The following is a 13,969-nucleotide window of genomic DNA, read 5'->3' as shown; positions in this document are numbered from 1 at the left end:
AGAAAAGGGAACACCATGGGAATCAGCGACAAGATCAACAATGCAGCCGCCGACATCAGCGAGAACATCAAGGACGGCTTGACCAAAAAGTAGGCCGGCGTCCGGGACGGTTCCGTCGCGAGACGGAACCGTCCTTCGTCATCAGGGGATCAAAGTGCCGGACTCACCGCACTGGAAAGGCAGAACGTGACTGGTTCACCCCCGGCGCAGCACAACGTGGCGCAGCAGCACCTGGACCTCGTACCGGATGCGCTGCTGGCCGGCCGCGCAGCAGATGGTGATACTGCCGCCTTCGAAGCACTCGCCCGACGCTACGGCCCCTTGATGAGGGCAACGGCGCGCCGCCTGACCGGCACAATGGCTGACGCCGATGACGTGGTCCAGGAAACGCTGATGCAGGCTTGGAAACAGCTGGACAGCCTCCGGGAACCCGCTGCCGTCAAGGGCTGGTTTCTTCGCATCGTGGCTACCCGCAGCATCGACCATCTGCGGAAGCGCCGCAACCATGAGGCTTTGGATGACATGGAAAACCGCAACGGCGCCCCTGGCGGACCAAGAACGCAGGATCCGGAAAGCAGCGCCGTCAACGCTTCGCGGGTGGCCGCATTAAAGTCGGCGCTCGCGCAGCTTCCCGAGGAACAACGGCGGTGTTGGGTACTGAAGGAATTCAATGAGATGAGCTACGAGGAGATTGCGCTGACATTGAATATCAGCCCGACCAGCGTCCGCGGCCGTCTGGCCCGGGCACGGATTGCCCTTGCACGCACAATGGAGGAGTGGCGATGAAAATCCCCGGCGACACCCTGGAGTGCGGGCACAGTCTCGCGGAACTGAGCACCTACTTGGACACGGGAGAGCTTGAGGATCCCACCCATGTGGAGGGTTGCCCCGAGTGCCAGTCGGGATTGGCCGCACTGCGGAGACTCTCCGAACTTGGCAGCGAATTGCTGACATCCGATGTTGCCGATGCCGGATCCGGCAACGACGACTGGATGCAGTCCATCCTGGACAACCTTCGCTTGGAACTTCGGCCGGGACGCATCATCCCCCTCCGTCCCGGAAACCCCATGGACTCCCTCGGGGAGACGGAAGGCTCAGTGTCGGCCCTGATCCGTTCAGTGGCCGACGCCCTCCCCGGAACAGCCGTTGGCAGGTGCCGCCTGAACGGCGATGTCACAGTGCCAGGTGCCGGCATCACCGTGGAGGTGGACCTGGCGGTGGTCTTCGGACACTCCATCGAAGAGCGCGCCGCAACCCTGCGCGACGAGCTGGCTGAGGTCCTGGCCGTCCAGACGGAACTGAATATCCAATCGATCAACATCACCGTAACTGACGTGCTGGAGCCACCGGCCCCTGCCCGGCACACCACACCCACCACGGAGGAACAGCCATGACGGAGCCTGCGGAAACTGCCAACCACTCCCACGCCGTCATCTCAGCTGACGTGGCCAAGGAACTGCTCGGCATTGTCCAGGCGGTGGCAGGAGTGGTGTCGGTCTACCCAGCCCAGCCCCTGTGGCAGTCCATTGCCGGGGCAGCGGTGGCGGCAATCACGGGAGAGGCTCTTCCGCTGATCGGCGTAACGGTCAGCCCGGACGGCGTGGCAGTCAAGGCCAGGATCGGCGTGGGCACCGTCCGTCCCGCGCCGGAAGTAGCCCGCGAAGCAGCCGCTGCCGTCCGTCAGCATCTGCACCCCGCATCAGCCGCCGTCGAGATCCTGGTGGTCAAAATAGGTCCATAGTCACCTGGGCATCGTCAAGTTCTGGTTCATAATGAACAAACTGAACACAAGTGAACTTGATAGGTGGAACCTGCATGCTTGCCGAGGATCGTCAACAGCTCATCCTCCGAGAACTGGCCCTCCACGGCTCCCTGAATGCCGGCGAATTTGCGGCCAAGCTTGGAACATCGGGGATGACAGTGCGGCGCGATTTGGCGGTGCTTGCGGAGCAGGGGCTGCTGGAGCGGGTCCACGGCGGTGCCATCGCAGTCGGGGGAAAGCCCACGGCCAGTCCAAGCGCTCAGCCGTCAACGTCGTGGCGTCCGGGCGGAAGGCGGCCCTTGGCGACGATCGGCATGATCGTACCGTCGGCGTCGTACTATTTCCCGGGCGTGATCCGCGGTGCCGAAGCGGCCGCGCAGGAATCCGGGGTGCGGTTGGTGCTGGGGGTTTCCAACTATTCGGGCGCCGAAGAGCGGCGGCAGTTGCGCAGACTCTACGAACACGGTGTGGACGGCATCCTGGTCACGCCAAGTGAGCAGTCGTTGGCCGGCACTGAGACCTTGGATCTGCTCGCGGAGGCTGAGGTTCCCGTGGTGGTGGTGGAGCGTTCAATCGACGACGCCCTGGACCACGGCCGGCTCGAATCGGTGCGGAGCGACCATGTCCGCGGCTCGGAGATCGCAGTCAACCACCTGCTGGGGCTTGGGCATCGGAAGATCGCGATTTGCCTTCGCGAGAACAGCCCCACCGCGCCGCAGCTGATCGATGGCTTCCATGTGGCAATGCAGCGGGCCGGGCATGCGCGCGACGATTCGATGGTCCGCGCCATGTCCCGCGCCCAAAACGATCCGCAGGCCCACCGTGAGCTGGTGGACGGGATCCTGAACTGGTGTGCCGATTACGAGGTGACTGCAGTGGTTGTTCATACCGACGAGGACGCGCTCCAGTTTGTGAGCGCTTGCCTGGAACGCCAGATACGCGTCCCGGAGGACTTTGCGATCGTCTCCTACGACGACGAGATCGCAGCCCTTGGCGCTGTCCCGCTCACCGCTGTGGCACCACCGAAGTACGACGTCGGCCACCAGGCTTTGGTGATGTGCCTCAACCGGATCGGCGGCAAGCGTGGAAGCACGTCCGCGTTGCAGCGCGTGAATCTCTCCCCGGCGCTGGTGGTGCGGGACTCGACACAACCGTAGCGCTGCCCTCGCAGCCTGTTTACTTCTGTTCACTTCATTGATCATGTTCACTTTTGTGGATTTCATAGTGCCTAGTCATAGGTGCCCCCCCAGGGCACGCCACGACTTCGCATCGTGAACTTCAAAGGAGAACAGAATGAAGCGTCGCCAGCTTCTGCTTGGAGCAGTCAGCCTCATGGCCAGTACTGCCCTCGTCACCGGCTGTGGGAGTACCCCGGCAGCCACGCCAACCCCCACTCTCACCGAAGACCCCAGCGGCACCATCACTTTCTGGTCCTCCATGGCCGGGATGGACAAGGTGGCCGAGGCGTTCAACGCCAGCCAGAGCAAGATCAAGGTCAACTTCGAGACCATCCCCAACGGCGGGGCCGGCGGGTACGCCAAGCTCTCCACCGCGATCACAGCAGGCAACGGCCCGGACGTTGCCACCATCGAATACCCGCAGCTGCCGCAGTTCGTCAGCAACGGCCAACTGCAGCCGCTGGACGGATACATCAACAAAGCCGAAACCGTGGACAAGCTCACGGATGAGACCAAGGCATTGGTGCAGTTCGGCGATCAGACCTACGCCCTTCCCTACGATGCCGCCCCCATGATCATGTGGTACCGCAAGGACATGCTGGACAAGGCCGGTGTCTCCACGCCCAAGACCTGGCAGGAATTTGAAGAAGCGGGCAAGAAGATCAAGGCGGTTGCCCCGGAAGCACACCTCGCCAGCTTCAACCCTAACGAGGCCGCGCTGACTGCGGCTCTCTCCTGGCAGGCCGGTGCCAAGTGGTTCGGCACAGAAGGTGATAGCTGGAAGATCGGCGTCAACGACGAAGCAACCAAGAAGGTGGGCACCTACTGGCAGAAGCTGATCGACCAGAAGATCGTCAAGGTTCAGCAGTCCTTCAGCGACGAGTGGTCCGCAGATCTGGCGAGTGGCGCCGTCGTGGGTGTCCTGGGTGCCAACTGGAGCGCAACCGGCATCCAGAAGCGTACGGAAGCAAGCGGCCAGAAGGGGCAGTGGATCGCTGCCGAGGTGCCCAACTGGGGCTTACCCGCGGACGCGTTCTACGGCGGTTCCAGCTTCAACATCACCAAGAGCAGCAAGAACCCGGCAGCCGCCGCCAAGTTCATCGAGTTCCTGGCCACCAGCAAGGACGCCATCACCGCCCGCGGAAACACCGGCTCCGCCTACCTCGCCTTCCCCGGCCTGACCCCGGTTGCGCAGGAGGCATTCGACGCCAGCTACTTCGGCAACGACATCTACTCCGTCTTCGACAAGGCCTACGCCTCGATCACGCCGGGATGGCAGTGGGGTCCCAATTGGGACATCACCAACACCGCTCTCAAGGACGCCTACGGCACGCTGACCAGCGGCGGCAAGGTGCTGGACGCCGTTGACACGGCCCAGGGCGCCACGGTGGCCGGACTCAAGCAGAACGGCCTCTCCGTCAAGGAGTAGGCCCGCACGGAAGGACGGCCCGTATCCACGGGCCGTCCTTCCAGCGAGGAGATTAATCATGGCTACCCCAGCACCCACCAAGCAGTCCACCACAGTGGAACCAAACCCCCGGGCACACTCCAAACCCCGCGCAATGTCCGGAACCGGGGGCCGCACGGCTGCACTGTTCCTGACCCCGTTCTTCATTATTTTCGCCCTCGCAATGGTTGCGCCGGTCATCTACGCCGTTGTGCTGAGCTTCTTCGCACAGCAAAAGTCCGGATTGGGCTTTGGCGAGGCAAAGACCGCTTTCGTTGGCTTGGAGAACTACCTGCAGGTCCTGCAGTCCGAGAGTTTCGTGGGCGGCATCGGACGCCTCGCGTTGTACTGCCTGCTCTACATCCCCTGCATGGTGGGCGGTGCCCTGGCCTTCGCGCTCCTGCTGGATGCCGCCGTGGCCCGTGCACGCAAGCTCTTCCAGCTTCTGGTCTTCCTCCCCCATGCGGTTCCGGGCGTCATTGCCGCACTCATCTGGGCGTACCTTTACACCCCTGGCGTCAGCCCGATCGTCTCGGCATTGGAAACCGGCGGGATCTCCCTGAACTTCCTGGACAATCAACTGATCCTGCCGTCAATCGTGAACATCGCTGTGTGGGAGTGGACGGGCTACAACGTGATTGTGCTCTTCACCGCCCTCCAAGCCGTTCCCCGGGAAATTTTGGAAGCCGCACGCGTGGACGGTGCCGGTGAAGTCCGGGCGGCCATCAGCATCAAGCTGCCCCTGATCCTTCCGGCGTTGAGCGTCATCATGCTCTTCACCGTGATTGGCACGCTCCAGCTGTTCACCGAGCCCTCCATCATTTCCAAGGCCACGGCCTCCGTCACCAGCACCTGGGTGCCGAACATGTGGGCCTACGACGCCGCGTTCAACCGGCACAACCTCAACCAGGCCGCGGCTGCCTCCATCATCATCGCGCTCATGGCCGCCGTGCTGTCCTGGGCCGTAACCCGCTTCAGCTCAAGGATGAACAAAGCATGAGCACCTCAACGTTGTCGCGCCCCAGGGCCTCAACTCCCGCCGGGCCGCCGAAGAGGCGTCGGGTTGCCCGCAACGGCGGCTTCGCCAGTTCGTTTACCGTGAACGCCCTGCTGATACTGGGCTGCGCCTACATGGTCCTTCCAGTGGTGTGGCTGTTCTTCGCCTCCACCAAGAACACTGCGGACCTCTATGGAACGGCCGCCTACGCTTTCGGTGAGCCGGCGTTCATGGACAACATCAGTGCTGTCCTGAATCAAGACGGCGGACTGTTCCTCCGGTGGATGGCCAACTCCATGTTCTATGCGGCGTTCGGGGCGATCTTTGGCGGCCTGATCTCGGTCATGGCCGGCTACGCGTTCGATAAGTTCCAGTTCCGCGGGAAGGACTCTTTCTTCGGCATAGTCCTGGTGGGCGTCCTGATTCCCAACACCGCAACTGTGCTCCCGATGTACCTCCTGGCCTCCGTCTTCGGCATCACCAACACCATCTGGGCCATCCTCATCCCAGTGCTGTGCAACCCGTTCGGTGTGTACCTGGCCAGGGTCTACTCCGCCGCTTACGTTCCGGCAGAAACGCTGGAAGCAGCCCGCGTTGACGGTGCCGGCCCCATCCGTTCCTTCTTCTCCTTGGGTCTGCCCATGATGATGCCCGGCTACATCACCATTGCCCTGTTCCAATTCGTGGGTGTGTGGAACAACTTCATGCTCCCGCTGGTCATGCTCCAGGATCAGCAATTGTTGCCTGTCAGCGTCGGCATCTCCATCTGGCAGGGCTACTCCATCCCCCAGCCCGAGTTCACGCCCATGGTCATCACTGGCTCGTTGCTTTCGATCATCCCGCTGTTGGTGGCCTTCATCATGCTGCAGCGCTTCTGGAAGTCCGGACTAACCGCAGGAAGTGTTAAGTGAGCTTGAATGTTGCCTTGGCCATGCCGTCCCATACCGCGCGGGCGGTGTTTCCGCCCAGGAGCCTGGAGCCGTTGGAGCCCGGCCTAAACCTGCTAAGCCGGGAGCCGATCCAGGACTTCACTACACCGGAAGGCCGTTCGTTGCTCGCAGAGGCGGACATTCTCATCACCGGTTGGGGCTGTCCGATGATCGACCACGACGTCCTCGATGCCGCACCCCGCCTCCGTTACGTCCTTCACGCCGCGGGCAGCGTGAAGCACCACATCGGTGACGCCTGCTGGGAACGCGGCATCCACATCAGCTCAGCCGCGGACGCCAACGCCATCCCGGTGGCCGAGTACACCGTTGCCATGATCGTCCTGGCCAACAAGCGCATTCTTCAGATCGCGCGCGCCCTGCACACCACCAGGACGGATGTCCTTGCGGAGCAGCTTTTTCCGGACATGGGCAACTACCGGAAGCGCGTCGGCATTATTGGTGCGTCAAAGATCGGCCGGCATGTCATCCGCCTGCTTGCCCCCTACGACCTGGACGTAGTGGTTGCCGACCCCTACCTGTCCCCCGCTGAAGCGGCCGGTCTCGGCGTCGGGCTTGTCAGCCTTGACGATCTTGTGGCGGGCTGTGACGTGGTCAGTCTCCACGCGCCGTCGTTGCCCTCCACAAAGAACCTCATCGACGCCGGGCAGATCGAGCGGATGCGGCCCGGCGCCACCTTCATCAACACTTCCCGCGGCGAGTTGGTGGACCAGGATGCGCTGCTCGCCCGAGTAGAAAATGGCGATCTTTACGCCGTCCTGGACGTGACCACGCCGTGGGTGCTGCCTGCCGAGTCCCGCCTGTATACGCACCCCAACGTGCTGCTCACACCCCACGTGGCGGGGTCGTTGGGCAACGAACTCGAGCGCATGGCGGCGAGCGCGGTGGACGAGGCCTTGCGGTTGTCCCGCGGGGAGGAGTTGCGGTTTCGGGTGAAGGAAGAGGACCTGGCGTTTACGGCTTAGGCGGTCTGGCAGCATGTGGACGTAACGCACGACGGCGACCTCCCGCCGTCGCGCGTTTGCCGCTTTTTCGCTTGTGGCCGGCTTAGCGTGCGTCCTTCTTGGCTAGGCGTTGGGCGCCTTGCGAGAGGCTGGAAGCGGACAGGAGCGCCTCGGGCTCGGTTGCCACCCGGCGCTGCCGGGTGGCAACCGGCGGGGGTTTTGTTCTCCTCACCGCCGGCGTGGTCACTACGGAGATCCTCCACGGCCCGTTTGACGATCCTTGACCTGCCGATCATCGCTTTGCTGATCCGGTTCCAGGAGCCAGGCCATTGCCTCCGCTTCGGACGTAAAGAAACGGGTGGGGCAGGGTGCCGGTTGGGCGGCCAATTGGTAATCGACAAGGATGCGGTCAACGGCGTTTTCACCCAGCAACGCGATTCTGGAAGCCGCACAGGGTTCGATGAAAACGTCACGTGCCGCGCGGCTCAGGTGGCTGGCGTTAGCCATCCTGACCAGTAAGGGATAACGATTGCCGGCAGCGACTTGGTTGACCGCGTCCACGGCTGCACGGGCATTGCCCGCTTCGATTCTGGCCCCAGCGTCCCACGCCAACAACAAGACGTTGTCCGGCTCGAGACGGAGGGTGTAATCCACGTCTTCTGCCTCAGCCATAGAACTGCTCCATCTCTGCAGGATTGCAGGATTGCCCGCGTTCCACGGACTGACTCCACCCTGCACCACGCTCAATGACGCCGTCTCATCCGAAACGAGTGATTTTTGGCGTAAATCGAGCGTGGCGTCCGGGCAGCCTCTGGGAAGGAGCGATCCGGGCAGCTCTGCCATGGCACGAGCGGCCCTTTCCGCAGCATCCTGATCAGGTGCGGATTGTCGTCACTCCCTTAGTGGGACGGCGACTCCGCACCTTCACTTTCGGTTTCTTCCGCGCCGGCCTGCGCGTACGAGGCAGACACGCGACGGTAGACCGGTGTCAGGAATGCGATCAGTGCCACCACAATCATGATGAGTCCGGCCACCAGGAACACCAACGCTATGCCGCGGGAGATTCCCTCACCCAGCAGGGGTTCAAGTTGGGCTGCCCCTTCTGTGGATCGGGCGTAGGGGATGATCCAGAATTGGGCGATCGGGGCAATAAGGAACGCGGTGATGGGCGCTGCGGCCGATTCGAACGCCATGGCGAAGCCGAACACCCGGCCTTGCCGAGGAAGTGGCACCACTTTTTGGATGACTGTTTGCTCGGCGGCCTCCACTACGGGAACCAGTGCCAGGTAGAGCCAAATGCCCACAATGTAGAGCCAGGCCCATTCCCGCAGTGTGAACACCGCGCCGAGGAGCCCCATCAGGGCCACCGCGATCAGCATGGTCCGCAAAGGGTTGGAGCCGAGCCCGAACTTTCCGATCAGTGCGCCGCCCACAATGAATCCGGTGGCACCCACCGCAAAGACAGTTCCCCAGATTTCCACCGAGAACATCTCCAGGCCGTAGGGGTCCATTAACGCCATGTAGACGCCGCCAATGAAGTTGTTGAACGTGGAGAAGAGGATCAGCGCGAACAACCCGGATATTGCCATGACGGCTGCCCAAGACCCACGCAGGTCGAATCCGCCTTGCGCGTCGGAGGCAGCTGCCCGCACTTCCTCCGGCAAACGCAGTGTGAGCAGGTGTAAGAACGCCAACGCAGTGAGGACCAAGGCGACCACTACAGTCCAGCCCATGCCCAGCAACCCCACAGACAACCCGGACAGCACCGAGGTGACGATGAACGTGAGCCCCTGCACCATGCCCACGAGTCCGTTGGCGTTGGCTCGTCGATCAGGTTCCACCAGGATGGTGACCGTAGTGGAAAGGGCAATATTGCGCATGTTCTCCACCACCGCGCCGATCAGGATGATCATGGTGAAGATCCAGAACCACGGCTGCATCAGGTCGAGTAGCGCCTGCTCAGGTGTCAGGAGAAACATGATGCCGGAAAGGACGAACATCACCAGGGTGAAAATCGCGGCGAAACGCATCACCGCCAGTTTGCGATAGCGGTCCACGAGAGTGTCAAAGCTGATGCTGGAGAGGGCGATCAGCAACATGTAGGCGCCACCGATCACGCCTGTGGCAATGACATTGCGCGTTTCCAAGTACACCCAGAACGTCAAGGCGTACCAAAGGTAGCTGGTGGTGATGTTGGCGAGGGCGGTATTCACCAGGATCCCGGTGAACGTACGGGACCTTTGCGCGGGAGTTCGTTGAGATAGATCGATAGTGTCAGTAGACGCGGCCGGGGCCGGTTCCTGCTCGGTCATGCGTCCCAGTAAACCACTGCATCCAAGCTCCCGGTAGTATCGGCAGGGAATCCTAGAGACGCTTGGGGGAAATGTTTTATGACGCGTGCACAAGGGCAGCTCGCCTTTACCGACGACGTTAGCCGGGACCTGGAATTACAGGAATATGGCCTGGACCCTGCAGTGGATTCGACTCTTCTTCCCAATGCCGCCGTGATGAGCGCTCTGCAGAACCTCGTGCGGCTGGCCACGGAGCTGTGTGGCGCTCCTTTCGGCGTGGTCAATATCATCAGCGCGGAGTACCAGCACCAGATCGGTGCCTGGGGTGTGGACCCCGGCGTTTGCTCGCGCGAGGATTCCATGTGCGCCAAGGTCTTCCTCTCCCGCGAGAGGACCGTAGTGGAAGATGCCTCCAAAGATCCCCGTTTTGCGGACAATCCCTTTGTCACAGGGGAGATTGGCAATGTTCGCTTTTATGCGTCCGTCCCGCTGCAGACAGAATCGGGCTTCGTCCCGGGAACGTTGTGCGTATTCTCGGACAAGACCAAAGAACTGCGCCCCGAACAAATCAGCATGCTGGAGGTCTTGGCAAAACAGGTAGTGGAGCTGCTGGAACTCCAGCATCGAACGGTCCAACTCGACCGAACGTATGCCGAGCTCAAAGACAGCAATGCGAAACTTGCCGCATTCGCCGGACGCGTCAGCCACGATCTCCGCGTTCCCCTCACCACCATCCTCGGCTACGTGGAACTAGTGGAGGACGACCCCGATGTGGAGCCTGCCAGCACCGCGGCCAAGTACCTGGACCGCATCGGCTCCAGCGGTCGGCGGATGCTGGGCATGCTTGAAGATGTTCTGAGCTATTCCCGGGTGGGCGGCGCAATTCAGCCGGCCAACGTTTCACTCCGCCAGGTCACCGAAGAAGTTGTCCGCGATTTGGCCATCGAAAACGACGGCATCGTGGACGTGGAAGATCTGACGCTCCATGCAGACAGGGGCCAGCTCCGGACGCTGTTGCAGAACCTGCTTTCCAACGCCATGAACTACCGCAGCCCCGATCGCGATCTCCGCGTCAGGATCAGCGGGGTTGCCAACTATCATGGCGCCACGATCTTTGTGGCAGACAACGGCAAGGGCATCAAACCCGAGGACCGTGCCAAAGTACTGGAACCCTTGGTGCGTCTGCGGCGGCAGGGTGACGGCCCGGGCTCCGGGCTGGGCCTGGCCACCTGCAGCAGCATCGCCAAAGCCCACGGAGGCGAGCTCTCCTTGGCTGAAACCCCCAACGGCGGAACCACCGTGACAGTCAGCTTTCCAGCCGGTCTTTAGCCGCTCCGGGGTGTCTCCAGGTACTTGGGCTTTGCACCTGCCATCATTCGAGGCATGACCACCTGGTACGCCCGGTAGGAAAGCATGAAGCGGCCCGCCCCAGTCCGCTTACTGTTCACGATCCCGCTCGTAGTCATCGTGCTCTTCATGGCCGCCTGCGTGCCCATGCCCATCCAAGCGGCGCCCACCGCACCAATCGCTGTAATCGGGACGGCTCCGTCCAAGGTCGGCCCGGGGAGTCCGTCCATCGTGGACATGACAACGCGCACGGCCGGGGCTTCCCCCACGGTCGCGACGTGGCAATACATCAGCGGTGCCGAGGCCTTCAACAGCAAACTCGACGCCAGGCTGCTCAGCATCTTCGATGCCCGAGGCGGCGGACGCCATGAACCCGCGGCACTGCCGGCCACCCCCGGCGCCCTCCTGGCCGACGGGGTCTCGGTCATCCATGGAATTGTGCTGGCCACCGGGAGCGTTGTGGGGTCCAGGTTCATGCAAACAACCATGAACGGAGGCGTCCGCACCGCCCGCATCGACGAAATCACCTACGAGGACCTCGGCACCGGCGTTGTCAGTGGCAGTGCCACCCTGATCCACCCCGCCATGACCGGCACCTTGCGGACAATACTTGGCGAAGCAATCGGCCACCCGCCCCCCACCCAGCCTCCAGCAGCAGTTTCCGATGCTGAGCTGCTCACCGCCGTCGCCTTTACCTCCAGCGGGGATCTCAGCGTCACCGTTCACCGGGACCCCGGAACAGGCGCCGATCTGCCCGACACCGTCACAGTGGTCTTGAATGCGGACGCCACAGACGATGTCATTTCGCCTGCTGGCCAAGCCCTTCGCACCGCCGTCATCGCCGGTGCACCGTTCAACGCCCCTTCGCCCGCCCCGGGCGGCCTGGCCCACATCAACTGCGACGTCGTGGCCTGCGCTGCACTCACTTACGACGACGGGCCCAATGCGCAAACCACCCGGCTCTTGGGGATCCTCGAAAAGCACAAAGTGTTTGCCACGTTCTTCCAGCAGGGTGGCTACGTCCGGGCAAATCCGGGAGTCGCGAAAACCGTGGCAGCAGCGGGCCACACCATCGCAAACCACACCATGAGCCACCCGTATCTGACCAAATTGGCGCCGGCCAGCATCCAGGGCGAGGTAAGAGGGGCTCAGGACGCCATTGAAAAAGCAACAGGAGTGGTGCCGGCTTACATGCGGCCGCCCTACGGAGCGAGCAACACGACGGTTGCGGCTTCCGTGGGGCTCCCGCAGATTATCTGGGATGTCGACTCCCTGGATTGGCAGTCAAAGAACAAGGCGGTTTTCCTCCCCAGGATCATGGGCCTGGTCAAGCCGGGATCGGTCATCCTCCTGCACGACGTCCACGCGTCCACCGTGGACGGCCAGGACCAACTCATCACCCAGCTCAAAGGCAAGGGCTTCTACTTGGTCACCCTCCCACAGCTTTTCGCCGGGATCGAACTGAAGGCGGGCGCCTCCTACAAGTGCCGCGGTGCCGCACCGGGGTGCGTTGCCGGACGCTGAACTTCCGGACCTTGGCGCACGACGGCGGCGGGTGGCCGTGGTGCGTTAATTCACGCCGGCGGGGCTACTTGCCCTCTCCGTTTCCCTTGGCTTTCTCAGGCTTGTTCTCGCTCTTGCCGCCGCTCTTGTCCTTGGCAAGGTCCTGGCCGGGCACCACAGCGGGGGCAGGCGCCGGGACTGGTGCCTGCACTGGTGCCTGTGCAGGGGCCTGCGCCGGCTCCTGCAGATTGACCGCCTCAGCGGGCTGGGCGTCGGCGGGGACAGCGTCGACGGGCGCCGGCGCGAGAGATACAGCGGGCACCACCGGCGCAGTGGGCTGCGGTTCGGCCTGGGAAATGCCGGTGTCTGCAGGCTGGGAGGGATCCGCCGTGTTGCCTGTAGGAGTAAGCCCCTGGGAGAGGATCAGCAAAGCGAGCGGTATGGTGACCGCCGCTGCGGCCACGCTCCTGACGGTCTTAGGCCGGCGTTTACTGAAGCCCCTGAGACTGGTAACAGTGGCTTGCCGCTTGGTTGGCGTGCGGAGTGGTGGCCGGGACGGAACGGAAGGAAGCAGCGCGGTCCTTCGCCCCGACTGGATCCCTTCTTCGGCGAGCGCCTGTTCAACGTGCTGCGCTGTGGGGCGCTTTTCGGGGTCCATGTCCGTCATGGCTTCGAGGAGCTCACGCAGCGGGCCGGGCAGTTCCACGGGGACCTGCGGCGCCCGGTGGAGGCGGGCTGATGCCGTTTCAATAGGTGTCCCGGGGTACTCAGCCCGCCCGGTGAGGCATTCGAGGAGTACCAGGCCCAGCGAGTAGATGTCGCTTGCGGGGGTCAGCGAAAGACCCTGTGCCTGCTCCGGGCTGAGGTATTGGGCGGTGCCAACGGTGAAGCCTGTTGCGGTGAGGCGGTTGTCGTTCATCACCAGCGCGACGCCAAAGTCCGCCAACTTCACTGTTTGCGCCAACCCGTCGTTGTCGGAGACCAGGATGTTGGCAGGCTTGATATCCCGGTGGATGACGCCGTGTTCGTGGACCTGGGACAACGCTCCGGCAATCCGGATGCCAATGCGGGCAGTCTCCGGAACGGTGAGTGGCCCGTCGGACAGCACGGCTCGCAGGTCGCGGCCCTCAGCGAGTTCCATCACCAGAAAGGCGCGTTCTTCGTCGTTCCGGGTATCGACGCCAGCATCGAAGGCTGCGACGAGTCCGGGATGGTCAAACCCTGCCAGAAGCCGCATTTCGTTTTCCTGCCGGCCGCGGAAGGAGTCATCTCCGGAGCCCGGGAGGAATATCTTGATGGCCACTTCGCGGCCCAGCAGCAGGTCCGTTGCCCGGTAGACAGTGGACATGGCGCCCCTGCCCAGCACGGGTCCCAGCTGGTAGCGCCCGTCAAGTGTGTCGTCGATGGAATCGGGGACGCGGGAGTCCACGGCCTCTTCATTGTTGCCCACGAATGGTCACGCCCTTCAGGCCCACTTGGGTGCCCCGGACCAACCCGCCGTCCGACGCACCAAGCAATGCCGTCAATCAAACTCACGATGGCCGCGGGGCCGA

13 protein-coding genes are annotated in these 13,969 nt (G+C 62.9%); 10 read left to right on the top strand and 3 right to left on the bottom strand.

Annotated elements, in window-relative coordinates; translation table 11 throughout:
* Positions 1 to 186 precede the first annotated feature (186 nt).
* The 8 genes from AC1RJY_RS20480 (at position 187) to AC1RJY_RS20445 (ending at position 7,296) form a co-directional block, all read left to right on the top strand.
* Positions 187 to 786: an RNA polymerase sigma factor gene (locus AC1RJY_RS20480; protein WP_210065492.1), complete on the top strand. Its 600-nt coding sequence runs from the start codon at positions 187 to 189 to the stop codon at positions 784 to 786.
* The gene (locus AC1RJY_RS20475) at positions 783 to 1,394 is read left to right on the top strand and encodes an Asp23/Gls24 family envelope stress response protein (RefSeq protein ID WP_014923146.1); all 612 of its coding nucleotides are present in this window, start codon (positions 783 to 785) and stop codon (positions 1,392 to 1,394) included. The genes AC1RJY_RS20480 and AC1RJY_RS20475 overlap by 4 nt, the downstream gene beginning before the upstream one ends.
* Entirely contained in the window at positions 1,391 to 1,741 is a 351-nt protein-coding gene (locus AC1RJY_RS20470; RefSeq protein ID WP_011776539.1) for a hypothetical protein, read from the top strand. Before AC1RJY_RS20475 ends, AC1RJY_RS20470 begins: the two co-directional genes overlap by 4 nt.
* A 74-nt stretch (positions 1,742 to 1,815) precedes the next feature.
* Positions 1,816 to 2,919, top strand: coding sequence for a substrate-binding domain-containing protein (locus tag AC1RJY_RS20465; protein WP_011776540.1), 1,104 nt, complete (start codon positions 1,816 to 1,818; stop codon positions 2,917 to 2,919).
* A 136-nt stretch (positions 2,920 to 3,055) separates the two neighbouring features.
* A complete protein-coding gene (locus tag AC1RJY_RS20460; RefSeq protein ID WP_498603139.1) occupies positions 3,056 to 4,369 on the top strand; it encodes an ABC transporter substrate-binding protein in 1,314 nt (437 codons plus the stop codon).
* A 58-nt stretch (positions 4,370 to 4,427) separates the two neighbouring features.
* A complete protein-coding gene (locus AC1RJY_RS20455; RefSeq protein WP_498603138.1) occupies positions 4,428 to 5,387 on the top strand; it encodes a carbohydrate ABC transporter permease in 960 nt (319 codons plus the stop codon).
* Positions 5,384 to 6,295 (top strand): carbohydrate ABC transporter permease, encoded by a 912-nt coding sequence (locus AC1RJY_RS20450; protein ID WP_011776543.1) that lies wholly within the window; start codon positions 5,384 to 5,386, stop codon positions 6,293 to 6,295. The genes AC1RJY_RS20455 and AC1RJY_RS20450 overlap by 4 nt, the downstream gene beginning before the upstream one ends.
* Complete coding sequence (locus tag AC1RJY_RS20445) at positions 6,292 to 7,296, top strand: hydroxyacid dehydrogenase (protein WP_014923150.1); 1,005 nt, start codon at positions 6,292 to 6,294, stop codon at positions 7,294 to 7,296. The genes AC1RJY_RS20450 and AC1RJY_RS20445 overlap by 4 nt, the downstream gene beginning before the upstream one ends.
* 225 nt (positions 7,297 to 7,521) lie before the next feature.
* Here AC1RJY_RS20445 and AC1RJY_RS20440 read toward each other — a convergent pair whose 3' ends face one another.
* A complete protein-coding gene (locus tag AC1RJY_RS20440; RefSeq protein WP_286139880.1) occupies positions 7,522 to 7,947 on the bottom strand; it encodes a DUF7793 family protein in 426 nt (141 codons plus the stop codon).
* A 227-nt stretch (positions 7,948 to 8,174) separates the two neighbouring features.
* A complete protein-coding gene (locus tag AC1RJY_RS20435; RefSeq protein ID WP_498603137.1) occupies positions 8,175 to 9,587 on the bottom strand; it encodes an MFS transporter in 1,413 nt (470 codons plus the stop codon).
* Positions 9,588 to 9,665: 78 nt separating this feature from the next.
* Between AC1RJY_RS20435 and AC1RJY_RS20430 the strand changes: the two genes are divergently transcribed.
* Together AC1RJY_RS20430 and AC1RJY_RS20425 are read left to right on the top strand one after the other, a co-directional pair.
* Positions 9,666 to 10,895 (top strand): GAF domain-containing sensor histidine kinase, encoded by a 1,230-nt coding sequence (locus AC1RJY_RS20430; RefSeq protein ID WP_014923152.1) that lies wholly within the window; start codon positions 9,666 to 9,668, stop codon positions 10,893 to 10,895.
* 84 nt (positions 10,896 to 10,979) lie between these two features.
* Positions 10,980 to 12,437, top strand: coding sequence for a polysaccharide deacetylase family protein (locus AC1RJY_RS20425; RefSeq protein ID WP_498603136.1), 1,458 nt, complete (start codon positions 10,980 to 10,982; stop codon positions 12,435 to 12,437).
* A gap of 64 nt (positions 12,438 to 12,501) precedes the next feature.
* Here AC1RJY_RS20425 and AC1RJY_RS20420 read toward each other — a convergent pair whose 3' ends face one another.
* Positions 12,502 to 13,866 (bottom strand): serine/threonine-protein kinase, encoded by a 1,365-nt coding sequence (locus AC1RJY_RS20420; protein ID WP_498603135.1) that lies wholly within the window; start codon positions 13,864 to 13,866, stop codon positions 12,502 to 12,504.
* Positions 13,867 to 13,969: the final 103 nt, after the last annotated feature.

Source organism: Arthrobacter sp. GW822-FHT05G07 (genome assembly GCF_058799755.1).
The sequence above is the reverse complement of the archived record's forward strand: the minus strand, read 5'-3'. Positions and strand labels throughout refer to the sequence as shown.

Bases quoted from the DNA above. Each gene is read 5' to 3' on its own strand.
- AC1RJY_RS20475 (WP_014923146.1), top strand. From the start codon at position 783: ATGAAAATCCCCGGCGACACCCTGGAGTGCGGGCACAGTCTCGCGGAA.
- AC1RJY_RS20470 (WP_011776539.1), top strand. From the start codon at position 1,391: ATGACGGAGCCTGCGGAAACTGCCAACCACTCCCACGCCGTCATCTCA.
- AC1RJY_RS20465 (WP_011776540.1), top strand. From the start codon at position 1,816: ATGCTTGCCGAGGATCGTCAACAGCTCATCCTCCGAGAACTGGCCCTC.
- AC1RJY_RS20460 (WP_498603139.1), top strand. From the start codon at position 3,056: ATGAAGCGTCGCCAGCTTCTGCTTGGAGCAGTCAGCCTCATGGCCAGT.
- AC1RJY_RS20455 (WP_498603138.1), top strand. From the start codon at position 4,428: ATGGCTACCCCAGCACCCACCAAGCAGTCCACCACAGTGGAACCAAAC.
- AC1RJY_RS20450 (WP_011776543.1), top strand. From the start codon at position 5,384: ATGAGCACCTCAACGTTGTCGCGCCCCAGGGCCTCAACTCCCGCCGGG.
- AC1RJY_RS20440 (WP_286139880.1), bottom strand. From the start codon at position 7,947: ATGGCTGAGGCAGAAGACGTGGATTACACCCTCCGTCTCGAGCCGGAC.
- AC1RJY_RS20435 (WP_498603137.1), bottom strand. From the start codon at position 9,587: ATGACCGAGCAGGAACCGGCCCCGGCCGCGTCTACTGACACTATCGAT.
- AC1RJY_RS20430 (WP_014923152.1), top strand. From the start codon at position 9,666: ATGACGCGTGCACAAGGGCAGCTCGCCTTTACCGACGACGTTAGCCGG.
- AC1RJY_RS20425 (WP_498603136.1), top strand. From the start codon at position 10,980: ATGAAGCGGCCCGCCCCAGTCCGCTTACTGTTCACGATCCCGCTCGTA.